We start from the raw sequence: 25535 nt of genomic DNA, 5'->3' as shown, positions 1-25535 counted from the left end.
ACTGACTATTATTCTGTAATGATTGGTGGTACTTTAACTAAACCGTCAACATGTTCTTTTACGTTTAACATCATAACTTCACGATCTAAACCTTTCACTGCAACGTCTTCACGTAAAACGTTTACAAGTGGTAAGACATGTGTTGTTGGTTCAACATTAGTAGTATCTAATTCATTAAGTTGCTCTGCAAATTTAGTAATCGCACCTAATTGTTGTGCAAACTTTTCAGCTTCAGCTTCTGTAATAGCTAGACGAGCTAAGTTAGCAACGTGCTTAACTTCTTCTTTTGTAATATTCGCCATTCTTCACACCTCCGAATTCAATAACCATACCGATAATAGTATCATTTTTAGTAATATTTATGCAAGGCGATACTTTTCGCTAAAGTGACGCCAAACGCTTGAAAATAAAGGCTTTTCTTTCCCTTATTAACAACCTTATTATACTCATAATCCATTATAACAAAATGAATAGAGATAATTGACTACCTTCAGATTATACAATTTATCGACACAAATAAGTATGATTTTCATACTTTCTACTAAAGTAAAAGAGTGCAACAAATTTGTCGCACTCTTTCTTAAAAACTAATCATTATATATATGAATATATGGCTCACTTGAATTAGCATCTTTTACTACTAATGCCTCTGGTCCGTTGACAGAAGTCACATTAACTTCGACCTTTAAATCTTTAGGGAATTGATCAATTACTGCACCAGCCATGAATTGTGTGAAGCCAATAATTTCGGAAGTACCGTAAAATTTAATCGGAATATCTATGTTTAACTTTTTAATTTTATTATCTTGATAGAAGCCTGTTCCAATAACATTTGTATAGTTAGAGAAGTACTTTTCAATATCTTGTTTGAAGAACTTAAAATACTGATTCATCTCACGGTAATTTTCTTCATTATCATTTGTTGGGAACAAGACATATTCTTCTTTAACCGATTTCCACTCTGAGATTTTATTAGATCCCTCATCAACAATACCGTAAGAAATATATGTGCCCGGAACAACGGAGCTACGACTTTGCTGTTTAAATAGTCCAACAACCATTGGCACATTTTCTAATCCCTCTTTTTGACGTAATCGTTGAACGATTTGATCAGCCATTTTTTTTCCTTCTTTTGTTAAAGTCTGATCTGGTATTGGTTTTTCATATGTTGCACCGTAATCTTCTTTTTGATAATAGTAAATAGAGTTAAGAGCCAAGCCGATTGAAACACCTGCAAGCTTTACTTTATTTTTCCCTGTTTTTTCAAGGTAGTTTTGTTCTACGATATGCGACAAATAGATAGGAGCCTTTGTAGCACGTTCTGTTGGCGACATACTTTTGGTAGTAGCAGGATTTAATCCATCATCTGTTTGAGAACTACGCGAAAGCCATGAAGAGGCAGTTTCCTCATCTATATACTGCCCCTCTTGGAAAAAGTACTTTCCTGGGTCAAATGCGTTTTGAGATAAGCGTAATAGTCCACTTTCTGCTTCTGTAATATCATATTTTGAATAAATGTTTGAAACAATCAAACCTCTACTTGCACTTGCTTTATAAGGTAAAAGAGTACGATAGTATTGGTCATCAATTTGTATATTAGGAATGATCGTTGCTTCTTCCTTGTCTTTAGCATCGCTTTGTACTACTTCCGTGTCATTCTTTAATGATGGAACGCAACCTGCAAGCATGGTGACAACAATCATCGCCGGTATCCAGCGAAGTCGTTTCATGATCTTGATCTCCTTTACACAGTTAATTCTTGAAGAAGGCGGTTTTCATCCCAAACTTCAATGCCAAGTTGTTCAGCTTTTGCTAGTTTTGAGCCTGCTTCTTCTCCGGCGATTACTAGGTCTGTTTTTTTACTTACACTTCCAGTAACTGTACCGCCTAACTGTTCTATTTTCTCTTTTGCATCTTGTCGTGTCAATTGTTCTAATTTACCAGTTAAAACAACTGTCTTGCCTGAAAATATACTCTCTATGTCAGCCACATTTACTTTTTTACCTTTAAAGTCCATGTTCACGCCTGCATCAGAAAGCTTTTGTATTAATACTTGGACTTCTTCATTTTCAAAATATGAAAGCAATGATTCAGCCATTTTCTCACCAATATCATTTACATTCACAAGTTCATTTGTTGTAGCTTTCATTAAATTCTGCATAGAACCAAATTCTTCAGATAATACGCGCGCTGCTTTTGCACCAACATGACGAATACCTAAGCCAAATAATAAGCGTTCCATTGAATTTTCTTTCGAATTTTCAATAGCTGTCACTAAATTATTAGCTGATTTTTCGCCCATACGCTCTAATTGAACTAAATCTTCTACTTTTAATTTATATAGGTCTGATACATCTTTTACAAGATCAGATTTTAATAATTGCTCTACAACTTTTTCTCCACAACCATCGATATTCATCGCATTTCGTGATACAAAATGGGCCATACCTTCTGAAATTTGCGCAAAACATTGTGGATTTACACATCGAAGTGCTACTTCACCTTCTAAACGTATAAGCTCACTATCACATGCCGGACAATGTGTTGGCATTTCATAAGGAACCGAATCTTCACTACGTTGATCAAACAATACGGAAACAACCTCTGGGATGATATCACCAGCTTTACGGATAATAACTTGATCTCCGATTCGAATATCCTTTTCACGAATAATGTCCTCATTATGCAATGTTGCACGTCCAACAGTTGTCCCTGCTACAAGTACTGGTTCTAGTATAGCTGTAGGGGTAACAACACCTGTACGACCGACAGTCAAATCAACATCTAAAACTTTAGTAACTACCTCTTCAGCTGGGAATTTATATGCGATAGACCAACGTGGACTTTTCGCTGTATAACCTAACTCCTCTTGCTGGTCATAACGGTTTACTTTAATGACGATCCCATCAATTTCATATGGTAATTCTGGACGTTTTTCTGTCCACTCTTCGATATAAGTCATTACTTCTTTAATATCCTTGCATGCTCTGCGTTCATGATTTGTATGGAATCCTAATTTATCCATGTAATCTAATGCTTCACTATGGCTGTCTAAATTATAGGCCTCTCCACTACCTCCGATAGCATAGATGAAAGTCGATAAATTACGACTCGCTGCAATTTTGGGGTCTAGTTGACGAAGCGATCCAGCAGCTGCATTACGAGGGTTTGCAAATAATTCTTCGCCCTTTTCAACACGTGCTTTATTTAAATTTGTGAAAGAGCGTTTTGGCATATAACATTCTCCACGTGCCTCAATGGATACCGGCTCTTTTAAACGTAACGGTATAGAACGAACCGTTTTTAAGTTTTCTGTAATATCCTCACCAATTTGACCATCACCACGTGTTGAGCCTACAACAAAAACACCATTTTCATAGCGAAGAGAAATCGCTAAACCATCGATTTTTAATTCACAAATATAATTAAAATTGTCACCAATAATTGCGCGAACTCTGCGATCGAAGTCATTCAAATCCGCTTCGTTAAAAGCATTCGAAAGACTAAGCATTGGATAGTCATGTGTAACCTTGCGGAAACCTTGTAATATTTCCCCCCCTACTCGTTGTGTAGGAGAGTCCGGATATATTAAATCCGGATTTTCTTGTTCAATTGCAATGAGTTCATTTATTAATTGATCGTAAATTGCATCTGAAACAACCGGTTTATCCAGTACATAATAGGCATGTCCATATTCATGAAGAAGCTCATTTAGTTCAGCTACACGCTTTACCAGTTGTATTTTGTCCATTAATTTTCCTCCGCAACTGCGCTTATACTTTTTCGATAGGCGCAAATTTTGCTAATAATCGTTTAATACCTGTTGGGCTTGGGAATGCAATATCTAACTCAACATTCTCTCCTTCACCACGGACACTAACAACTGTACCGACACCCCATTTTTTATGAGATGCTTTGTCACCAGAAGCCCAGCCAAGTTTTTCTCCACCAGATTGTGTATATGCTGGTTTAGTCACTACTGTTCGAGATGGCTGTGTTGTTGATGTAACAAATCCTGACTGGCGTTGTGAACGTCCAGCACTAGCACCATTATTGTTCGCAGAAACATTTTCAATAATTCCATTATCAATTTCTTGTAGGAATCGTGATGGATTATTATAGCTACTACGACCAAAAATAGTACGTGTTTGTGCGCAAGTTAAGAATAATTTCTGCTCTGCACGAGTGATACCAACATAAGCTAGACGACGCTCTTCTTCCATTTCATCTTCATCTTGCAATGATCGTGAATGTGGGAAGATATTTTCTTCCATACCAATGATGAAAACGACAGGGAACTCTAAACCTTTTGCAGAGTGCATTGTCATTAGGACAACGCTACCTTTAGACTCGTCTTCTTTATCAAGAGAATCAATGTCTGCTATAAGTGCTAAATCTGTTAAGAAGGCAACAAGTGTTTTATCATCACTTTGGGCTTCGAATGCTTTTGTAACTGTTAAAAATTCGTCGATATTCTCTAAGCGGCTCTCTGCTTCAATCGTTTTTTCAGTTTTTAACATCTCACGATAGCCCGATTTTTCGAGTACTTGCTCAACTAGTTCTGTCACAGACAAAAATTCCTGCATTCGCGTAAAGTCCGAAATCATTGCATGGAATTTTGCTGCTGCATTTGCTGCTCTTGCAGGCAAGCCCATAAAGTCAACTTCCCTTAATGCATCAAAAATAGAACGATCTTGTTCAAATGCGAATTGCGCCATACGATCAAAAGAAGTTGCACCAATACTACGTTTTGGTTCATTAATAATTCGCGCTAAAGATAAATCATCGTCATTATTAGCAATTAAACGAAGGTATGCCAATAAATCCTTTATCTCTTTACGATCATAGAACTTCGTGCCTCCAACGATTGTATAAGCCATGTTCGACTTCACAAGCACTTCTTCCATTGCACGCGATTGTGCATTTGTGCGATAAAGAATTGCGAAATCATCAAGTGAGCGATTCTCTTTCAACATTAATTCTTGAATTGTTTGTACGACAAATTGTGCTTCTTGTTTCTCATCATAAGAACGTGAAATAGCAATTTTCTCACCTTCAGCATTTTCCGTACGTAATTCTTTTGGATAGCGACTAGAGTTATTTTTTATGACGTCATTCGCCGCTTGAAGGATGCGTGCAGACGAGCGGTAATTCTGTTCTAACATGATCGCTTTCGCCTTAGGATAGTCTTTTTCGAAAGATAAAATATTTTGGATATCTGCTCCGCGCCAACGATAAATTGATTGGTCAGAGTCACCAACAACACAAATGTTTTGGAGTTTCTTCGCAAGCATTTGAACTAATTGATATTGCGAATGGTTTGTATCTTGATATTCATCCACGTGAATATATTGGAATCGATTTTGGTAATATTCAAGTACTTCAGGTACCTGTTTGAATAGACGAATAGTGATCATGATTAAATCATCAAAATCCAATGATTGGTTTTTTCGCAAACGTCTTTGATAACCTTCATATACATCTGCGACAGTTTTTTCATATGGGTTTGTTGAACTCACTTGTGCTTTATATGTTTCAACATCGATACATTCGTTTTTCGCAGAACTAATCGCATTTAACATAGAGCGTGGATCATGACGTTTAGGATCTATATTTAACTCTTTTAAAACGTTTTTAATTACTGTTAATTGATCAGTTGTATCTAGAATGGAGAAGTTTTTGTTGTAGCCAATACGATCAATATCACGACGTAAAATTCGAACACACATAGAGTGGAATGTAGATACCCACATTTGTGCACCCGTACCGTTGCCTAGTAAACCATCGATACGTTCTCTCATTTCACGAGCCGCTTTATTCGTGAATGTGATGGCTAATATTTTCGAAGGATACACCTTTTTTTCAATTACTAAATACGCGATACGATGAGTTAGTACGCGCGTTTTCCCTGATCCTGCTCCGGCCATTATTAGCAATGGGCCCTCTGTTGTTTTCACAGCTTCTGCCTGTTCTGGGTTCATTCCTTTTAATAAATTATTCGTTAGCTGTTCCATAACGCACCACCTTTTTACAATACAAACATTTGTTCTTGATTATACTATAGTTTTATATTTCTTTCACTGCTTTTACTGTACTAAGTGCTGCTTTTAAATCTTCATATATAATATTGCCAATTACTACAGTATTAGCCGATTGAGCCATTTCCTTTGCCTGCTCAGCATTAGAAATGCCTCCGCCGTAAAATAATCGTGTTTTTTCTAAAACATCTTGAACATCTTTTACTATATTAGGATTCCCGTAAATGCCACTATATTCTAGATAAAAGATAGGTAAATTGAACAGATTTTCAGCCATTCTTGCGTAAGCAACTACGTCTTCTGCATCTAACTCAGTCCTTGCCTCCGTCACTTTTGCAGCCTTACAATCTGCATTTAATATGCAATAGCCTTCTGCAAAAAGCTCGTCCCACATCATGATATCGCCGTATTCTTTAATCGCTTGATGATGTAAGTCTTTTACCCATGTGGTGTTACTGCTATTTAATACTGTTGGTATAAAGTAATAATCAAAACCTGGTGTCACAGATTCTAAATTAGAAATTTCTAAAACGACTGGCACTGTAAAACGACGAATTCTTACCAATAAATCTAATACATTATCTATTGTCACATCATCTGTACCACCAACAATTATTGCATCTGTGCCTGATTCGCACAATTGCTCTAGCACTTCATCAGTCATTGGTTTTGCCGGATCCACTTTAAATACATGACGCCAATTTTGAAACTCCATTTTAACCCACCTATCTGTAATATTAATCTCTATTTGACTTAGCCAAAGAGCAACCAAGTTTTTCTCTAATTACCAGTATACATTAGTCAAACGTAGCCTCAATTGAATATTCGAAAAGGCAAGAAAGAATTTATCGAAAATTTATTTCACAAGAAAAAAACTGAACAGGCATCTGCTCAGTCGGTTTCATTATATTTGTTAAACAACTTCTCAGTCTTTAGGAGCTAGAAAAGGTTTTTCATCTGGATACAGGCGACCAAGCATTTCATCATATGTATCATTTCCGTAATCAAAACAACGGCGTACACGAGAAATTGTTGCTGTAGAAGCACCTGTTTCCTTTTTGATTGTTTCATACGTTTTTTTTAGGCGTAATAAATGCGCTACTTCAAAACGTTGTGCTAAAGATTGGATTTCGCTTATTGTACATAAATCATCAAAGAATTTATAGCATTCTTCTATGTCATTTAACTCCAAAACTGCTTTAAATAGTTGTTCTGTTTGATGACCTTTAATTTTTTCAATTTGCATGCTTCATTCCCCCTTCCTCATTAAGGTTCATATGTGACCGCTTTTGCTAATCCAGGATTGGAAGGTACGAGGTGAATCCACGACTTACCAGGCACTAATTTGACAGGCTTATCATTTGCATATGGCACTAATACACCATCTACATTTCGCCATTTGACATCTAACTTTTGCCCAGCTTGAAATACATAACCATTTCCACCTGAAGTCAAATCAAGCGCTTGACGTCCCTTTTGATCAACAGTACTTTGATTCACTTCAAAGAATAATACATTGGCAACTTGTACAGATTCATCGTTTAATAAATCCTTAGTCACAACGCCGCCAGATTGACGTTCATATAATTTACTGTCTTCATTAAAAGTATATGTGTTATGGAATTGTTCATCAACACCATAACGAATATCTACTTTCGAAATATACTTTTCTATTTTAACATCTTCAGCAGACTCATAAAAAGAGAAAGGTACTTTTTTGTGCATTTTTAATGAAGCTCCTACCTTTTTAAATCCTAACTTTATATTTTCTTCTGAAATATAGGAGTTGTGTGGCGCTACTCGATCCGCTGAACGTTGAAATAATGAACCATCATATTGCATCCCATTAATATTATCCACTTCACCAGTACTTAACATCCTTTTCGCCTCTGGACTATATCCATGTGCAATATAAAATGCATCTAAACCTTTTGCTAGATTAACAAAATAATCTCTTGCACTTCTTACAGGCCCCATATTCTCAGGCAACTCACTTTGGAATACTGCAAGCAAACGTGTAATATTCCCTTCAGCTACCATCTCATAAACTAGATCAGCTGAAGTTAGACCAGATTGAGGACGCGCTTGCGGATGATTATTAATCGTCACCATCACAGGCCGCATTTTTGGTTTTTGCTCTACTTCTAAACCAGTGAACGGTGTAAGATATGTCTTTTTCTCAACTTCTGCTTCCGCTTGTACTTCCGTTTTTTCGGGTTCCTTCTTTACTTCTTTTTCTTCTTTCTCTTTAGAGCATCCGACAATTAAAACGCCAAGTACTAATAGCCCCATCATCAACTTCTTTTTCAAAAGATTTCCTCCTATCTCATAACGGACGGGAATAGAACGGTTTTCTTCATCACATCGAAAATACCGCGTTGAGTAATCCGAATATAAGGTAAATGTGTAGATTGTAAAAATAGCAAAGTATAAATAGCATCACCAAGATGATAACCTCGCTCTTGTAACGCCTTCTTTAAAGCTAATTCTTGCTCTATTAATACTTCTACAGGCTCGGCGGATAATCCTCCTCCAATTGAAAGTGGCAGGCTTTCTAAAACTCGCCCATTTTCAACAATTACGATACCGCCCTTCATTTTTTTCATTTCATTGAAGGCTATTAACATATCTTTTGTATCTTTTCCTATTAAAATTATATCGCCAGTACTTGAGTAAGAGGATGCAAAACCTTGAAGATGTGTCGCAAAACCTTTTATCAAAGTATTTACACGCCACTTTCCATTTTTATCAACTAGCATTAAATAGCATTCATCGTGGTCCGTGTGAAGTTTACCTTCATTTGTATGAACGGATACGCTATATGGTTTCGTTATCACATCATTCACCAATTGAATCCCAAATGGCATCGAGAATTGGAAGTCATCATCAGATAAATCAAATTTCAAATCGAGCGTGCCCATTGCTGACCAATCGATTGATGGTAGAGTGAACTCCTTTTTATTGTCGCGTTTTAACCAAATACCTTTTGATAATACACTTACAGGTACTGGATTAAATTCATTTTCTAAAAAGTTTAGAGTAGCATACCGTCCTGTTGCTATAAGTCCGTGTAAATTACTCATATTATAATAGCGCGCGACATTGTAAGATGCCATTTGGTAGGCATCGATCGGCGACACCCCAGCATCAAGGGCTACTTGAATACATTTGTCCATCACACCATCTCTATGGAATGAAGGTGTAGCACCATCTGTTGTCATCATTAAGTGATCAAAAATATTCAATTTCTTCTCAACAATATCTTTCAAAAGTGTTGGTAAATCTGGACGGATGGAAGAATGACGTAAAGTTACTGCATATCCATGTAAAATGCGATTTTCCACTTCTTCTAAAGTCATTGATTCATGGTCCCCATCAGCACCAAAAAGCTTCATGCGAACTAACGTTTTTTCAGATGCGCCCGGCAAATGTGCTTCAATTTTTTTGCCATGTGCTTTTGCGAGTTTTAGCCAATATAGCATTTGGTCATCGCCTGCTAGTAATCTTGGCCAACCTGTTAACTCCCCACCTAACATGACATCTGTTCGTTCAAGCCAATCATTAATTGCTTTTGTCGTAAAGAGATCATGCTCATTTTCAAGCTCCGTTTGTGAATCAAATCGAGCCCACCAGTAGAATGAGAATGGCAGTTGCTTCAATTGGTCTAAAATTGTAAACGCTTTCTTGTTTTTAATTGCTAAAAATAGCGTCAAGTTGTCAGATAGAAACGTCGTCGTTCCACTTTGCGCTGCATAATCCGCAAAAGATTGGGGATTATAAAGCTGAAATGGATGAACATGTGGTTCAATGTAACCTGGAACAATCGTCTGTCCCTCAGCATCAACAATATCTGTTGTCGCTGTGTTTGGTGGCATTTTAGGTCCTGCGTATATAATACGATCTTTATCAATCCAAATATTCCCCTGGATCCATTGTTTGTATACGCCATGTAAATAACGCGCGTTTTTAATTACTAAATTAGGTGCTTCTTTACCATCAATGATAGCTATTTGTTGACGGATTTGACTAATTTTCCATGAGGGTTCTGGCATTACATCCATCTCCTTTCGCTTTTCTTTTTTGTTTATATGCTCGTTAAATCGATTATTTAATTTATGTCAAAAATAGGATTTAATACTGTTTTTGCATTATTGAATTATCGTATCACAGCACTTTAGGAAAGCAAAGTTTTTAGTAGTATTTTGTGGGAAAATTTGTATAGGAGGGTGACTTAATTGACACAATCAGAAAACTTAAGTACGAGAAATGCTTATATGCGGTTAACATGTGGTATAACTATGACAGCATTTGGTATCGGTAGAATTTCGCGCGATTCTAATTGTACTGGTGGTCGATTGATGATTATTATCGGTGCTATGAAAACAGCGGAAGGTATTTTAAAGTATTGTCCAACAAAGGCAATGATGAACTCCACTATGAAATCCGTGATGGATAGTTCTATGACAAGTGCTTTTGGTGGCCAAGCTGCGAGTATTATTCCGAATATTGATCAATTGATGAAAGATTTTGCTGGTGGCAATTCAAATGCTAATTCCAATAGTAATTCGAATAGTAACTCCAATAGTAATGGTGAAAAGAATAATTCACAAAACAACAACTCTAAAAACCAGTCTAACGATCAAAAACAGAACAATAATAACAATCAATCTAACTCAACTAATTCATAATTTCCATACTATACAAAAAGCTGTCCGACCTAACAATCGGGCAGCTTTTCGTTTTACTTCATTGTACGCCAACCAATATCCGAACGGTGGAAAAAGCCTGCCCACGATTCTTTAGATAAACCTTCATATACTTTTTGTTGTGCTTCTTTTAATGATGTAGCCTTTGTAGTAACTAGTAGTACACGACCACCGTTGCCTATAAAATCTTCTCCTACTAGCTTTGTTCCGGCATGAAATACATCGAAGTTTGTCGATAGTTTTTCAAGTGACGGTAATTTAGCACCTTTTTTTACATCACCTGGATATCCTTCAGAAGCAATTACTACACCTAGTATTGCATCGTTCGACCATTCCAATCTATAAGTTTCTTCATTCATTAAGGCCATCATGAATTCTCCAAAATCAGAAACCATACGTGGTAATACAACTTGTGTCTCAGGATCACCAAAGCGCGCATTGAATTCAATTACCTTTGGACCTTCAGCAGTTAAAATAAGTCCTGCATATAAAATCCCTGTGAATGGTGCACCTTCAGTTGTCATCGCTTGAACTGTTGGTACGACTACTTCATCATATGCACGTTTAACAACCGCATCAGAAATTTGAGGTACTGGAGAGTAAGCACCCATTCCACCTGTATTTGGACCTTTATCACCGTCATATGCACGTTTATGATCTTGTGCAATAACCATTGGATAAATTTCCCCTTTATGTACAAATGACATGTAAGAGAACTCTTCCCCATCAAGGAATTCTTCAATTACTACACGAGAAGAAGAATCGCCAAATCGTTGATTACCAATCATGTCTTTGATGCCTTCAATCGCTTCCTCTTCAGTTAAAGCAACGATTACACCTTTTCCAGCAGCTAGACCATCTGCTTTTACAACAATTGGTGCCCCCATTTTTTGCACATATGCAATTGCTGCATCTGCTTCAGTGAAAGTTGCGGACGCTGCTGTTGGGATATTATATTTTTGCATAAGTTCTTTTGCAAATGATTTACTACCTTCTATTTTAGCTGCCGCCTTTGTTGGGCCAAAAATACGCAAACCTGCTTCTTGAAAAGCATCCACGATACCAGCTACTAAAGGTTGTTCAGGTCCGACAAATGTTAAGTCGATTGACTGCTCTTTAGCAAAAGAAATAAGTTCCGCAAAGTTGAAAACGTCAATTGCAACACACTCTGCATCATTTTTCATACCATCGTTACCTGGAGCTACAAATACTTTCTCAACGGATGCTGCATTTGCAAATTGTTTAGCAATTGCATGCTCGCGACCGCCGCTACCAATAACTAGTACTTTCATTGATGTTTCCTCCTACTTATAAATTAAGGGATCACGCTGATGTTCTACCGTTGTGTTCCTTATTCAGATATCCGGTCCCAGGCGCTATCGGCTCGAGGTCACTTCAGTCTCTCGGTCAAAGGCAAAAGCGCCTTTGATTCGAGCCTTCCAGTGCTTGTCGCAGATAATCGAGCGCCTTGGACCAACAGGATGTTGGGCATGCAACCGCTGCCACACGATGCCGCGCATTTAGGTTGCCTTCATTAAATTAATGTTTAAAGTGTCTTACTCCTGTAAACACCATTGCGATGCCGTATTCGTTTGCTTTGTCGATTGAGTCTTGGTCTTTGATTGACCCACCTGTTTGAATGATTGCTGTGATGCCTGCTTTAGCAGCAATTTCTACAGTGTCATTCATAGGGAAGAATGCATCTGATGCAAGTGCTGCACCTTTTACTTTTTCACCAGCTTGCTCTAATGCGATTTTTGCAGAGCCTACACGGTTCATTTGACCAGCACCAACGCCTAATGTCATTTTGTCATCTGTTACAACGATGGCATTCGATTTAACGTGTTTTACTACTGACCAACCAAGTTTCATTGCTGCCCATTCTTCTTCAGTTGGTTCGCGGTCTGTTACAACTTTTACTTCTCCGTCTTTTAAGCCGAAACGATCTGGCTCTTGAACAAGTAAACCACCCTCAACAGATACTGTGTTGAATGCATCACGTTTTTCTTGTGCAAATGAAATTGTAAGTAAGCGAATATTTTTCTTCGCAGATAATTTTTCAAGTGCTTCAGCAGTGAATGCAGGAGCGATGATAATTTCTAAGAAGATTCCAGCAAGTTGTTCTGCTGTTGCTAAATCTACTTCACGGTTCAACGCAATGATACCGCCGAAGATTGAAGTTGGATCTGCTTCATATGCTTTAGCGAATGCTTCAGATATTGTTTCAGCTGTACCAACGCCACAAGGATTCATATGTTTTACTGCTACTGCAGCTGGTGCGTCAAATTCTTTGATAATTTGAAGTGCAGCATTTGCATCTTGAATATTATTGTAAGAAAGTTCTTTACCGTGTAATTGTTCAGCTGATGCGATTGAGAAATCTGAGCCTAAATGCTTTTGGTAGAAAGCTGCTTTTTGATGTGGATTTTCACCGTAACGAAGTGGTTGTTTTAATTCGTATGTTAAAGTCATTTGCTCTGGGAATTCTTCACCAGTGTATTCTGTTAAGTAGTTAGAAATATAAGAATCGTAAGCCGCTGTATGACGGAATACTTTTGCACCTAGACGACGACGTGTTTCAAGTGTTGTTTGACCTTCTGCTTTTAACTCTGTTAATACAGTTGCATAATCATTTGAATCGACGATAACTGTTACATATTTTTGATTTTTAGCGGCTGAACGAAGCATTGTTGGACCACCAATATCAATATTTTCAATAGCATCAACGATTGTTACATTAGGCTTTGAAATTGTTTCAACGAATGGATATAGATTTACACAAACGATTTCGATCGGTTGAATACCATGTTCAGCCATTTGCGCTTGGTGTTCAGGATCATCATGTTTTGCAAGTAATCCACCATGAATAAGCGGGTTCAATGTTTTAACACGTCCACCTAAAATTTCTGGGAAGTTTGTTACTTGGTCAACAGCAGTTACTGCTACACCATTTTCTTGTAGATGTTTTTTAGTACCGCCTGTTGATAAAATTTCATAGCCTAATGCCTCTAATTCCTTAGCAAATTCTAAAACACCTGATTTATCAGAGACACTGATTAATGCACGTTTCGTCACGATTATTTCCTCCTTAGATTTGAAAGCAAGTTGTAATTCTTATGTAGTACATGATCGGAACCAAAGCACGAAGCTCTGGCTCCAATTAATTATTTATTTTAAAGTTGCCTGTAATGCTTCTTTATAAAGGTCATGCTCAATAGCATGAATTGCTTGTTCAGTTGCCACGCGATCACCGTCAGTGACTGCTACAGCACGTTGCGCAATAATTGGACCTGTATCCATTCCCGCATCTACAAAATGAACTGTTACACCCGTTACTTTCACACGATGTTCCATTGCTTGTCCAATGGCATCTTTCCCTGGAAACGAAGGTAATAGAGAAGGGTGAATATTCACAATTTTAGAAGTATAGGAATTTAATAATGTTTCACCGATTAAACGCATATATCCCGCAAGAACGATCCATTTCACTTCACACTCTTGTAGCTTAGCTAAAATAGCTTGTTCAAAAGCTTCCTTAGAACCAAAATCCTTAGGACTTAGAGCTAATACAGGGATACTCTTTGCTTGAGCACGTTCTACAACGTAAGCACCAGGCTTATCTGTGACAACGAGCTCAATTTTCGCATTTAGTTCACCACGTTCAATTGCTTCTTGAATAGCTTGAAAGTTAGAACCGCTGCCTGATGCGAAAACTGCGATGGAAACGATATTACTCATGAGTTAGGCTCCCATCATGATTACCTTTGAAAAGAACCCCTTCACCTTTCACAACGCGACCAATTTCATACGCTTTTTCACCATGCTGTTCAGCAATCTCTATAATACGAGCTGCTTCAGAAGCTGGTACTGAAAGTACGTATCCAATCCCCATATTGAAAACATTATATAAATCACGCTCTTGTAGATTACCTTTCTCTTTTAAGAATTCAAAGACAGGTAATACTGGCCAAGTGCCTAAATCAATTTCTGTTGCTAGTCCCTCCGGCATCATACGAGGAAGGTTTTCGTAGAAACCACCACCTGTAACGTGTGCCATACCATGCACTTCACACTCTTTTAGCATTGCTAAAACAGGTTTTGCATAAATTTTTGTTGGTACTAATAAAGCTTCACCAATCGGGCCAAGGTTCTCATAGCCTTCAACAATTGTTTCAGGTGTAAAGCCATTATCAGCAAAAACGACTTTACGGACAAGTGAATAACCGTTTGAGTGAATACCACTAGAAGCTAGGCCTACAAGTACGTCACCTTCTGTAATTTTCTCGCCTGTTACGATGTTTGCTTTTTCAGCAGCACCAACCGCAAAGCCCGCTAAATCATATTCGTCCTCTTCATACAGACCAGGCATTTCAGCTGTTTCGCCACCAATTAACGCAGCACCCGCTTGGACACAACCATCAGCAACACCTTTAACAATTTGCTCGATTTTAGCAGGCTCAGCTTTACCAACTGCTACGTAATCTAAAAAGTATAATGGCTCTGCACCTTGTGCAACGATATCGTTTACACACATTGCTACGCAGTCTACTCCGATTGTATCGTGTTTATCAGTCATAAACGCGAGTTTTAATTTTGTCCCAACACCATCAGTACCAGAAATAAGAACTGGTTCCTTCAAGTTTAATTCAGATAAATCGAACATGCCGCCAAAGCCACCAAATGAACCCATGATGCCTTTTCTTGCTGTACGTTCAACATGTGATTTCATTCTTTGGACTGCTTCATAGCCTGCTTCAATATTAACGCCTGCTTGTTCATATGCTTTTGACATGTAGATCGTCTCCTTAACGTATAAGTTCTTTTTCGTGTGGCAAGATAGTATCCGGGAAAATCTCAGTTGGATATTTTCCAGTAAAACATGCTAAGCATAGACCACGTTCCGGACCTTCGTGTTGACGAGCAATAGATTCTACCATGCCTTCAACAGATAAAAATGTTACCGTATCAGCACCAATTGCATCCCGGATTTCTTCAACACTATGACTAGAAGCTATAAGTTCTTCTGATGAAGATGTATCAATACCGTAGTAGCATGGATCTGTCATTGGCGGAGAACTGATGACAACATGTACTTCTGCTGCTCCAGCTTCCTTCAACATTTTCACTATACGTCTTGAGGTTGTACCACGAACAATTGAATCATCTACCATTACAACACGTTTTCCTTGAACTACTTGACGTACTGGAGATAATTTCATTTTCACACCACGTTCACGTAACTCTTGTGTCGGTTGGATGAAAGTACGACCAACATAACGGTTTTTAATAAGGCCTAATTCGTAAGGAATCCCACTTTCTTCTGCAAAACCAATCGCGGCGGAAATACTTGAATCTGGAACACCTGTTACAACATCTGCCTCAATATGAGCACATTCCTTAGCAAGTGTTTTACCCATACGTTTACGTGCCATATGCACGTTTATGCCACCAATTTCTGAATCTGGTCTTGCTAAATATACATATTCCATTGCACACATTGCACGTTTAGCGGGTTCTACAAAACGGTCGCTTTTCACACCACTATCATTAATAACAATTAATTCTCCTGGTTCAACTGAACGAACGAATTCTGCGCCAATTAAATCGAACGCACAAGTTTCAGAAGCAACAACCCAACTGTCGCCTAATTTACCAAGCGCTAAAGGACGTAAACCGTTCTGGTCTCGAGCCACGATTAAACCTTCTTCAGATAACATTAAGATTGAAAATGCACCTTTTAACAAAGTAAGCGCATTTTTCACTTTTGAAAGAAATGTCGGATGCGTACTTTTTTTAATTAAGTGAGCAAGTACTTCTGTATCAGAAGTTGAGTTAAAAATACTACCTTGACGTTCTAAATGTTGCTTTAAGTGATTTGCATTAACTAAATTACCATTATGCGCAATTGATAAACTGCCTGTTGATGAGCGGAACAGCAGCGGCTGAACATTTTCAATTCCGCCGCCTCCTGCTGTCGTATAACGTGCATGAGCTATTGCTGCTTGTCCTTTTAAGCCTTCTAATTTACCTTCACTAAATACATCATTTACAAGGCCTTCACCTTTTACAGCGCGAAATTGCTTGCCATCTTTGACAACAATCCCTGCACCTTCTTGACCACGATGTTGTAATGCATGTAAACCGTAATAACTAAGCTGCGCTGGGTTTTCATTACCCCAAATCCCAAACACGCCACATTCTTCATTTAAGCCTCTGAGTTCACCAAACATGGTATTGCCCCTTTCCAAGCATCTTGGAATTCTGCTACTGGACCTTCGATTAATGTAGAACCGTCTTCTCCGCGAACACTCAATGTGGCATCTGCTGAAACAACACCAATTTTACGAGCATCTTTAACAGCTACTTCAAATGCTTGTGCATTTTCAGCTTTAACTGATACTAAGAAACGTGATTGTGATTCACTAAATAAAGCAGTTACTGCCGAACCTTCTAAGATGATTTCTACTCCGAATTTTGTACCGAATGTTTTTTCTGCTAATGCAACAGCTACTCCACCTTCAGCAACATCATGTGCAGATGCTACTAAACCTTGTTGAATAGCATTTAATAACGCATCTTGACGTGTTGCTTCTACAGTTAAATCGATTTCTGGTGCTAGACCAAAAATACGTCCATCATTTTGCATTTTTTGAAGTTCAGATCCACCAAATTCAGTTTTTGTATCGCCGATTAAGTAGATATAGTCTCCAGCTTCTTTAACTTGTTGTGTTGTAACGTGAGCTAAATCTTCAACTAAACCAACCATACCAATTGTTGGTGTTGGATAAACTGCTACACCACTACGCTCATTGTAAAGAGAAACATTACCACCGATTACTGGTGATTCTAGTGCTAAACAAGCCTCTGAAATACCATCAGCTGATTTTTCGATTTGCCAGAAGATTTCTGGCTTTTCTGGGTTACCAAAGTTCAAGCAATCTGTAATTGCAAGTGGTTTACCACCAGAACAAACGATATTACGGGCAGCTTCTGCAACCGCAATTTTTCCGCCAACTTCTGGATCTAAGTAAATATAACGAGAGTTACAGTCAGTTGTCATAGCAAGACCTTTGTTCGTACCACGTACACGTACTACTGCTGCATCAGATCCTGGTGCTACAACTGTTGATGTACGTACTTGATAATCATACTGGTCATAAACCCACTCTTTAGAAGCAATTGTAGATTGTTTTAATAGTGAGATTAAAGTTTCTTTATAGTCAGCAACTGTGGGCTCTACGTTTTCCATTGCTTGGAATTCATTGTAGTAAGCTGGTACTGCTGATGGTTTGTTATAAACAGGTGCTTCCTCTGCTAGAGCATCTGCAGGTACGTTTGCTACTACTTCTCCTTTATGTATAAGGCGAAGCATTTTATCGTCAGTTACATGACCGATAGTTACAGCATCTAAACCATACTTCTCGAATAAAGTAACGATTTCAGCTTCATGCCCTTTTTTCACAACGATTAACATACGCTCTTGAGATTCTGAAAGCATCATTTCATAAGCTGTCATACCTGTTTCACGTTGAGGTACTAAATCTAAGTTCATCTCAATACCGTAACCTGCTTTAGAAGCCATTTCGGCAGATGATGAAGTTAAGCCTGCAGCACCCATATCTTGAATTCCAACTAGTGAATCAAATTTCACTAATTCTAGGCAAGCTTCAAGAAGCAATTTCTCCATGAATGGATCGCCAACTTGTACAGCTGGGCGTTTTTCCTCTGATGACTCACTTAATTCCTCAGAAGCAAATGTAGCACCGTGAATACCATCACGACCTGTTTTAGCACCAACATACATTACTGGGTTACCCACACCTGAAGCAATACCTTTTTGAATGTCTTTATGATCGATTAAACCGACACACATTGCATTTACTAGTGGATTGCCTTCGTAACAATCATCAAATTGAATTTCGCCACCAACTGTTGGAATACCGATACAGTTACCGTAGCCTGCAATTCCTGCTACTACTTCTTCAAATAAATATTTCACACGTGGTGTTTTTAACTCACCAAAGCGTAGAGAATTTAACATAGCAATCGGGCGTGCACCCATTGAGAACACATCACGGATAATACCGCCGACACCTGTTGCTGCACCTTGGTAAGGTTCAATTGCAGACGGATGATTATGTGATTCCATTTTGAACACAACGGCTTGGTCATCGCCGATATCGACAATTCCTGCACCTTCACCAGGGCCTTGTAATACACGAGGTCCTTTAGTTGGGAATTTACGTAGCACTGGTTTAGAGTTTTTATATGAGCAGTGCTCTGACCACATTACTGAAAACAGACCAGTTTCAGTCCAGTTTGGTAGACGTCCTAGAATGCTTTCAACTAGCGCAAATTCTTCATCTGACAAGCCCATTTGTGCATAGAGTTTTTGCTCTTTAATTTGCTCTTGTGTTGGTTCAAGCTTGATTGACATGTGTTTCCCTCCACTGTTTGACGATTGATTTGAATACTGCAAGGCCATCTGAGCCACCAATTAATTCATTCACTGCGCGCTCTGGGTGAGGCATCATACCAAGTACATTACCGCGTTCATTGACGATTCCTGCAATATCTTCTAAACTACCATTTGGATTTTCGCTAGAATAAGTGAAAACAATTTGGTTATTGTCTTTTAAAGATTGCAAGGTATCCTCATCACAGTAGTAATTCCCTTCACCATGAGCGATAGGTACTTTAATTACTTCATCTTTTGCATATTGATTTGTAAATTGTGTATTGTTGTTAACTACTTTTAAATCAACAGTACGACACATGAATTTCAAGTTTTTATTGCGGAGAAGAGCACCTGGAAGTAAACCTGCCTCCGTTAAAATTTGGAAGCCATTACAAACGCCAAGGATCGGCTTACCTGCTTCAGCAGCTTTTACTACTTCAGTCATAACGTTGGAAGAGCGAGCAATCGCTCCACAACGTAAGTAATCTCCGTAAGAGAATCCACCTGGTAATAAAATACCGTCATAACTACTTAAATCTTTTGTATCGTGCCATACGTATTCTGCTTCTTCACCAAGCTCGTCCTTAATAGCGTGATACATGTCTAAATCACAGTTCGATCCTGGAAAAACGAGTACTGCGAACTTCATAGTTAGTTAGCCTCCTCGACTTCAAAACGGTAGTCTTCAATAACAGTATTTGTAAGTAATTTTTCGCACATTTCTTTTACCACTACATTTAAGTCACGGTCAGAAGGTTCGATTTGTAATTCTAGATATTTACCAATACGAACGTCTGCAACTTCTTTGTAGCCCATTGTGTGTAATGAACCTTTCACTGCAGAACCTTGTGGATCTAATACACTTTCACGCAATGTTACATAAACTTTTACCTTTTTCATTTTGATAGTCCTCCTAGGCGTTCTAATATGATTTTATACACATCTGTTAAATTGCCAAGATCACGGCGAAAAACGTCTTTATCAAGTTTTTGATTTGTTTCTACGTCCCAAAGACGGCAAGTATCTGGTGAAATTTCATCTGCTAATAGTACTTGACCATTAGCGTCACGCCCAAACTCTAGTTTGAAGTCTACTAGAGTAACACCGATTTCCTGGAATAATGGACGGAGAACCCCATTCACCTTTAAGCCATTGTCATATAGAGATTGCACTTCTTCTAGTTTAGCAATATTCAATATTTCAATATGCTCTGTTGTGATGAGCGGATCTCCGAGATCATCGTTTTTGTAATAAAATTCAACGATTGGACGACGAAGAGTTGTACCCTCTTCGTATCCAAGTCGTTTTGCAAGGCTACCTGCTGCAATATTGCGGACAACCAATTCAATTGGAATAATGTCTACTTTTTTTACAAGCTGTTCGTTTTCTGAAATTTGTTCAACAAAGTGAGATTCGATTCCTGCTGACTTTAATTTATCGAAAATTAAAGTTGTAATTTTATTATTTAAAATTCCCTTACCTGCGATTTCCTCTTTTTTCTCACCATTGAATGCTGTAGCACTATCTTTGTACTCAACAAACAGAATATTTTCTTCTGCTGTTGAGTACAATCTTTTAGCTTTTCCTTCATACAAAAGTTGACCTTTTTCCACTGTTAATTCCCCCGGTTTAGTTTAATCCAAGACGTTCAAAAATTGTATCTACATGTTGTAAGTGATAATTGTAATCGAAGCAATCATCTAATTCTTCTTTTGATAAATGAGCAGTGATTTTCTCACTTGCATCAACTAGTCCACGGAATTGCACTTGTTCGTCCCAAGCTTTTGCAGTTAGGGGCTGTACTGTATCGTACGCTTCTTCACGTGCAAGACCTTTGTCGATCAAAGCAAGTAATACACGTTGTGAATAAATAAGACCAAATGTGCGATCCATATTACGTTTCATATTGTCAGGGAATACTGTTAAGTTTTTCACGATATTTGCGAAACGATTTAACATGTAGTTAAGTGTGATTGTACCGTCTGGTAAAATTACTCGTTCAGCTGATGAATGAGAGATATCACGTTCATGCCATAGTGACACGTTCTCGTATGCTGTCATCATGTAACCGCGAAGTAAACGAGCCATACCAACCATATTCTCAGATCCAATTGGATTACGTTTATGAGGCATTGCAGAAGAGCCTTTTTGACCTTTTGCGAAGAATTCCTCTACTTCACGTGTTTCTGATTTTTGTAAACCACGAATTTCAGTAGCGAATTTCTCAATTGAAGATCCAATCAAGGCTAAAGTCGCCATGTATTGTGCGTGACGGTCACGTTGTAAAGTTTGTGTTGAAATAGGTGATGCTTGTAATCCTAGTTTTTCGCAAACGTATTTTTCAACAAATGGGTCGATGTTAGCATAAGTACCAACCGCACCAGAAATTTTACCTGTTTCTATTACTTGAGCAGATGCTTCGAAGCGTTCTAAATTTCGTTTCATTTCTTCTAACCATAAAGCAAGTTTTAAACCGAATGTAGTTGGTTCAGCATGAACACCATGTGTACGGCCCATCATTACTGTGTATTTATGTTCTTTCGCTTTATTCTCTAAAATTTCGATAAAGTTTTTAATATCTTTACGTAAAATTTCATTAGCTTGTTTAATTAAATAAGAAAGAGCAGTATCTACAACATCCGTTGAAGTTAAACCGTAATGTACCCATTTACGTTCTTCTCCTAAAGTTTCAGAAACAGCACGCGTGAATGCAACTACATCATGACGAGTCTCTTTTTCAATTTCTAAAATACGATTGATATCAAACCCTGCATTTTCACGGATTTTTGCAACATCCGCTTTTGGAATATCACCAAGTTCAGCCCAAGCCTCACATGATAAGATTTCAACCTCCAACCAAGCTTGATATTTGTTTTCTTCTGTCCAAATTGCGCCCATTTCGGGACGAGTATAGCGTGCTATCATAATGTTCTCCTTCTATTCCTACCAAATGTGGGAATCCTTAATTTCTGTTAACGTTTTTTCAATGTCGCTTGTCATAATTGTGACGTGGCCCATTTTACGGTTATGTTTTGCTTCTTGCTTACCATATAAATGAATAGACCAATTAGAGTATTTTGAAATGGAATTACTCAGTGGTACGACATGTTGTCCAAGCACATTAATCATAATCGAAGGCGACCATAATTGTGGTTCGCGTAATGGCCAACCACATACAGCACGAATATGCTGATGGAATTGTGAAATGTTACAAGCCTCAATCGAATAATGTCCTGAGTTATGTGGACGTGGTGCCAACTCATTAATAATAACTTGTCCGTCCTCTAAAACAAATAGTTCAATAGCTAGTGTACCCACTAATTTAAGATGATTCGCAATTTTTTCTGCTTCTTCTGTTGCTCTATTAGCAGTTTCCTCTGAAATACGTGCTGGTACTATCGTTTCGTGTAAAATATGATTCACATGAATATTTTCACCAATAGGAAGGCAAAAGGTTTCTCCTTGAACATTACGTTGTACGATAACCGAAATTTCTTTCTCGAATGGTACAAACGCTTCTGCTACACAAGTAGAATGTTCAAATAGAGATTTCGCTAATGGCAGCTCATTTTTTGATCGTAGCATCTGTTGGCCTTTTCCATCGTAACCACCACGTGCAGTTTTTACGACGCAAGGGTAGCCAACAGTTTCGATTTTACTTTGAAGCTCCTCGAAGCTTTCAGCAGCTATGTATGTTGCAACTGGACAACCGGCCTTATTAATAGCAGCTTTTTCAAGAATACGATCTTGTGTAATACGTACGAGTTCAGCACCTTGAGGTACATAGGCAATTTCAGATAATTGTTTTAAACCTGCATAATCGATATTCTCGAATTCAAATGTTATAACATCACTAACTTCTGCAAGCTCTTCTAATGCCGCTTCGTCGTTATATGGGGCAACGATACGTATGTCCGCAACTTGACCACATGGTGAATCCATTGTAGGCTCAAGTACAGCAATTTTAAAACCTGCTTCCTTTGCAGCCATTGCCATCATACGCCCAAGTTGACCGCCACCTATTATACCAATAGTTTGACCAGGATAAATTTTCGTCACTCTAACTCACCTGAACTTTCTAGAGCTTTCATTTTCATTACTTGGCGTCGTGCTTCAATTTTTTCTGTAATTTCAGAATCGGTTGTTGAAAGAATTTGTGCTGCTAGAAGCCCTGCGTTAGTCGCACCTGCTTTACCAATAGCTACAGTTGCTACTGGAACACCGCCTGGCATCTGCACGATAGATAATAAAGAATCAAGCCCATTTAATGCTTTTGATTGAACAGGTACACCAATGACCGGTAACGTTGTTTTTGCTGCTACCATACCTGGTAAATGCGCTGCACCACCTGCTCCTGCAATAATGACATGAAGCCCTCTTGTACGAGCTTCCTGTGCATATTCAAACATCAAATCTGGTGTTCTATGTGCCGATACCACTTTTTTTTCATATGGAATCTGCAATTCATCTAATACATCACACGCATGTTTCATTGTTTCCCAATCACTTGAACTTCCCATGATCACGCCGATTTTTGAACTCATACATTCCGCTCCTTTAAACAAATAAAAGTCCCCAAATAAAATACTTCACACAACCATGCGTGAAAGCAATTTACTTGAGGACATAACAAAAGAGACTGGCTTAGATACATTAGCTTTACGCAATTGTGTCATACCTTTCACTCTCATTCCAAAAGTTGCTTTCCCGCATAGTCCGACATTTACGGTGTCGGGTAGAGACACTAAGGCCAATTCCTTAGCATATATGGGGATTCGATGTTTTCCTTCTCACATTTTAACAATTGAAAGAGGACAAGTCAATGTAAATATACGAACAATATATTTTAGTTAAAAGAAATCGTTCGTATTTAGGTTCGTTTTCTAGTTAATCTTCGCATAGCATACCTTTAAATCGTATTATTTGACGAACTGGAACTGGATTTCCGTCTTTCATTTCAAAAAGCGGTTCCTCTTTTCGCGCAATCGGCATATACCCTGCCTTATTCATGCGTTGCAAACACGCATCAATCGTTTCGTTTTCTTCTACTTCAAACCATACTTGCTTTTTACTCACACTTTCACTTCCTTTAATAACATTATTCTTATTATATCTTGCTTTCTTCATTTCTTACTCGCAAATCTTTAAGAATTTATGATATCTTTTCTATTTATATCAATAAAAAGGGATGTCCTATAAAAATCGTTTTATCGACTCTTTGGACAGCCCTTGTACTTTATTTATTTTCAATAGCTACAGGCTTTTTAGCTACACCCGTCTTGATTGCAGATTCACTAACAGCCTTCGCAACTATAGGAGCAACACGTTCATCTAATGCACCCGGAATAATCGTACCTTGTGCTAAATCATTTTCATCAATTAAAGAAGCCATTGCAAATACAGCCGCCAATTTCATTTCCTCATTTATCTCTGAAGCATGAACATCCAATGCTCCACGGAAAATCCCAGGGAATGCTAACAAATTATTTATCTGATTAGGATAATCCGAACGACCTGTTGCGAAAATACGCACATCCTATAGCATAGCATTTTCATAAGTTACTTCTGGATTTTGATTAGCCAGTGCAAAAATGATAGGGTCATGATTCATACTCTGTATCATTTCTTCATCCAAAATATTCGCAACAGATACTCCGATAAAAATAGCTGCACCAATAAGTGCTTCGCTTTATGATCCTTTTCGTCCTTCACTATTCGTCACTTTGGCAAGGTCAAATTTTACCGAATTCATCCCATTTTCACGACCTTCATAGATAATACCTGTTGAATCACAGACTATTATATGTTCATAGCCAATTTGGTTCAATATTTTCAAGATAGCTACACCCGCAGCTCCAGCACCGTTTATAACAATACGTACAGTGCTCTTATCCTTATTAATTACCTTCAGGCATTACTTAGAGCAGTACCAACTACAATCGCTGTACCATGCTGATTATCATGGAAAACAGGTATAGAACATTCTTTGCGCAGTCTCTCTTCAATTTCAAAACATCTAGGAGCTGCTATATCTTCTAAATTGATGCTTCCAAATGTTAGGCTTATTCCTTTTACAATTCGTACTATTTCATCTACATTTGTAGTATCCATATTTAATATCAACTTATTAGATCATAGCTTAGAATTCTATATGATCCATTTTTAAACAGCTATAGCCTTTGGTTTTAAATAAGCAAATAAAAAAGACACAACCGATAAAATCAGTTGTGCCTTAGTATGCCTAGCAACGTCCTACTCTCACAGGGGGAAACCCCCAACTACCATCGGCGCTAAAGAGCTTAACTTCCGTGTTCGGCATGGGAACGGGTGTGA

Annotated in this window: 25 protein-coding genes, 1 rRNA gene and 1 riboswitch; of the genes, 1 reads left to right on the top strand and 25 read right to left on the bottom strand. The window is 38.1% G+C overall.

What is annotated here, in order from left to right; translation table 11 throughout:
• Window positions 1-8 precede the first annotated feature (8 nt).
• The 8 genes from gatC to ACQKM9_RS17570 form a co-directional block, all read right to left on the bottom strand.
• Entirely contained in the window at window positions 9-302 is a 294-nt protein-coding gene (gatC, locus tag ACQKM9_RS17605) for an Asp-tRNA(Asn)/Glu-tRNA(Gln) amidotransferase subunit GatC (RefSeq protein ID WP_038178678.1), read from the bottom strand.
• A gap of 285 nt (window positions 303-587) precedes the next feature.
• A complete protein-coding gene (locus ACQKM9_RS17600; protein WP_427735683.1) occupies window positions 588-1730 on the bottom strand; it encodes a CamS family sex pheromone protein in 1143 nt (380 codons plus the stop codon).
• A gap of 14 nt (window positions 1731-1744) precedes the next feature.
• Window positions 1745-3751 (bottom strand): NAD-dependent DNA ligase LigA, encoded by a 2007-nt coding sequence (gene ligA, locus ACQKM9_RS17595; RefSeq protein WP_427735682.1) that lies wholly within the window; start codon window positions 3749-3751, stop codon window positions 1745-1747.
• A gap of 22 nt (window positions 3752-3773) precedes the next feature.
• Complete coding sequence (pcrA, locus tag ACQKM9_RS17590; protein WP_427735681.1) at window positions 3774-6014, bottom strand: DNA helicase PcrA; 2241 nt, start codon at window positions 6012-6014, stop codon at window positions 3774-3776.
• A gap of 52 nt (window positions 6015-6066) precedes the next feature.
• Window positions 6067-6753, bottom strand: coding sequence for a heptaprenylglyceryl phosphate synthase (locus tag ACQKM9_RS17585; protein WP_427735680.1), 687 nt, complete (start codon window positions 6751-6753; stop codon window positions 6067-6069).
• A 210-nt stretch (window positions 6754-6963) separates the two neighbouring features.
• Window positions 6964-7284, bottom strand: coding sequence for a YerC/YecD family TrpR-related protein (locus tag ACQKM9_RS17580; RefSeq protein WP_038178690.1), 321 nt, complete (start codon window positions 7282-7284; stop codon window positions 6964-6966).
• A 20-nt stretch (window positions 7285-7304) separates the two neighbouring features.
• The gene (locus ACQKM9_RS17575) at window positions 7305-8348 is read right to left on the bottom strand and encodes a DUF3048 domain-containing protein (protein WP_427735679.1); all 1044 of its coding nucleotides are present in this window, start codon (window positions 8346-8348) and stop codon (window positions 7305-7307) included.
• Window positions 8349-8359: 11 nt separating this feature from the next.
• A complete protein-coding gene (locus tag ACQKM9_RS17570) occupies window positions 8360-10090 on the bottom strand; it encodes an adenine deaminase C-terminal domain-containing protein (protein WP_427735678.1) in 1731 nt (576 codons plus the stop codon).
• Window positions 10091-10273: 183 nt separating this feature from the next.
• Between ACQKM9_RS17570 and ACQKM9_RS17565 the strand changes: the two genes are divergently transcribed.
• The gene (locus tag ACQKM9_RS17565; RefSeq protein ID WP_427735677.1) at window positions 10274-10726 is read left to right on the top strand and encodes a hypothetical protein; all 453 of its coding nucleotides are present in this window, start codon (window positions 10274-10276) and stop codon (window positions 10724-10726) included.
• A 53-nt stretch (window positions 10727-10779) separates the two neighbouring features.
• On the opposite strand, the gene purD is transcribed toward ACQKM9_RS17565, so the two are convergent.
• The 17 genes from purD to rrf form a co-directional block, all read right to left on the bottom strand.
• Window positions 10780-12036 (bottom strand): phosphoribosylamine--glycine ligase, encoded by a 1257-nt coding sequence (purD, locus tag ACQKM9_RS17560; RefSeq protein ID WP_427735676.1) that lies wholly within the window; start codon window positions 12034-12036, stop codon window positions 10780-10782.
• 247 nt (window positions 12037-12283) lie between these two features.
• Window positions 12284-13819: a bifunctional phosphoribosylaminoimidazolecarboxamide formyltransferase/IMP cyclohydrolase gene (gene purH, locus ACQKM9_RS17555; protein ID WP_427735675.1), complete on the bottom strand. Its 1536-nt coding sequence runs from the start codon at window positions 13817-13819 to the stop codon at window positions 12284-12286.
• A gap of 93 nt (window positions 13820-13912) precedes the next feature.
• Window positions 13913-14482, bottom strand: coding sequence for a phosphoribosylglycinamide formyltransferase (gene purN / locus ACQKM9_RS17550; protein WP_427735674.1), 570 nt, complete (start codon window positions 14480-14482; stop codon window positions 13913-13915).
• The gene (gene purM / locus ACQKM9_RS17545; protein ID WP_427735673.1) at window positions 14475-15536 is read right to left on the bottom strand and encodes a phosphoribosylformylglycinamidine cyclo-ligase; all 1062 of its coding nucleotides are present in this window, start codon (window positions 15534-15536) and stop codon (window positions 14475-14477) included. Before purM ends, purN begins: the two co-directional genes overlap by 8 nt.
• A gap of 13 nt (window positions 15537-15549) precedes the next feature.
• The gene (purF, locus tag ACQKM9_RS17540) at window positions 15550-16974 is read right to left on the bottom strand and encodes an amidophosphoribosyltransferase (RefSeq protein ID WP_427735672.1); all 1425 of its coding nucleotides are present in this window, start codon (window positions 16972-16974) and stop codon (window positions 15550-15552) included.
• The gene (gene purL / locus ACQKM9_RS17535) at window positions 16950-19181 is read right to left on the bottom strand and encodes a phosphoribosylformylglycinamidine synthase subunit PurL (protein WP_427735671.1); all 2232 of its coding nucleotides are present in this window, start codon (window positions 19179-19181) and stop codon (window positions 16950-16952) included. The genes purF and purL overlap by 25 nt, the downstream gene beginning before the upstream one ends.
• Window positions 19165-19851 carry a phosphoribosylformylglycinamidine synthase subunit PurQ gene (purQ, locus tag ACQKM9_RS17530; protein ID WP_427735670.1) on the bottom strand — a complete coding sequence of 229 codons (687 nt, stop codon included), beginning with the start codon at window positions 19849-19851 and terminating at the stop codon, window positions 19165-19167. Before purQ ends, purL begins: the two co-directional genes overlap by 17 nt.
• A gap of 2 nt (window positions 19852-19853) precedes the next feature.
• The gene (purS, locus tag ACQKM9_RS17525) at window positions 19854-20102 is read right to left on the bottom strand and encodes a phosphoribosylformylglycinamidine synthase subunit PurS (RefSeq protein ID WP_038178699.1); all 249 of its coding nucleotides are present in this window, start codon (window positions 20100-20102) and stop codon (window positions 19854-19856) included.
• Entirely contained in the window at window positions 20099-20815 is a 717-nt protein-coding gene (purC, locus tag ACQKM9_RS17520) for a phosphoribosylaminoimidazolesuccinocarboxamide synthase (RefSeq protein WP_427735669.1), read from the bottom strand. The genes purS and purC overlap by 4 nt, the downstream gene beginning before the upstream one ends.
• A gap of 16 nt (window positions 20816-20831) precedes the next feature.
• A complete protein-coding gene (gene purB / locus ACQKM9_RS17515; RefSeq protein ID WP_427735668.1) occupies window positions 20832-22127 on the bottom strand; it encodes an adenylosuccinate lyase in 1296 nt (431 codons plus the stop codon).
• Window positions 22128-22145: 18 nt separating this feature from the next.
• Window positions 22146-23261 (bottom strand): 5-(carboxyamino)imidazole ribonucleotide synthase, encoded by a 1116-nt coding sequence (gene purK / locus ACQKM9_RS17510; protein ID WP_427735667.1) that lies wholly within the window; start codon window positions 23259-23261, stop codon window positions 22146-22148.
• Window positions 23258-23746 (bottom strand): 5-(carboxyamino)imidazole ribonucleotide mutase, encoded by a 489-nt coding sequence (gene purE / locus ACQKM9_RS17505; RefSeq protein ID WP_427735666.1) that lies wholly within the window; start codon window positions 23744-23746, stop codon window positions 23258-23260. The genes purK and purE overlap by 4 nt, the downstream gene beginning before the upstream one ends.
• Window positions 23747-23894: 148 nt before the next feature.
• Window positions 23895-23993, bottom strand: a riboswitch (purine riboswitch).
• Window positions 23994-24089: 96 nt separating this feature from the next.
• Window positions 24090-24278, bottom strand: a complete 189-nt coding sequence (locus ACQKM9_RS17500) for an NETI motif-containing protein (protein WP_427735718.1) — start codon at window positions 24276-24278, stop codon at window positions 24090-24092.
• 160 nt (window positions 24279-24438) lie between these two features.
• Window positions 24439-24735, bottom strand: a complete 297-nt coding sequence (locus tag ACQKM9_RS17495) for a malic enzyme-like NAD(P)-binding protein (protein ID WP_427735665.1) — start codon at window positions 24733-24735, stop codon at window positions 24439-24441.
• A gap of 156 nt (window positions 24736-24891) precedes the next feature.
• Window positions 24892-25038, bottom strand: a complete 147-nt coding sequence (locus ACQKM9_RS17490; protein ID WP_427735664.1) for a hypothetical protein — start codon at window positions 25036-25038, stop codon at window positions 24892-24894.
• A 71-nt stretch (window positions 25039-25109) separates the two neighbouring features.
• Window positions 25110-25313 carry a hypothetical protein gene (locus ACQKM9_RS17485; protein ID WP_427735663.1) on the bottom strand — a complete coding sequence of 68 codons (204 nt, stop codon included), beginning with the start codon at window positions 25311-25313 and terminating at the stop codon, window positions 25110-25112.
• Between the two features lie 128 nt (window positions 25314-25441).
• Window positions 25442-25535 (bottom strand): 5S ribosomal RNA (gene rrf, locus ACQKM9_RS17480); the annotation flags it as partial.

The sequence above is a fragment of the Viridibacillus sp. NPDC093762 genome (genome assembly GCF_050279675.1).
Classification (GTDB): domain Bacteria; phylum Bacillota; class Bacilli; order Bacillales_A; family Planococcaceae; genus Viridibacillus.
The sequence above is the reverse complement of the archived record's forward strand: the minus strand, read 5'-3'. Positions and strand labels throughout refer to the sequence as shown.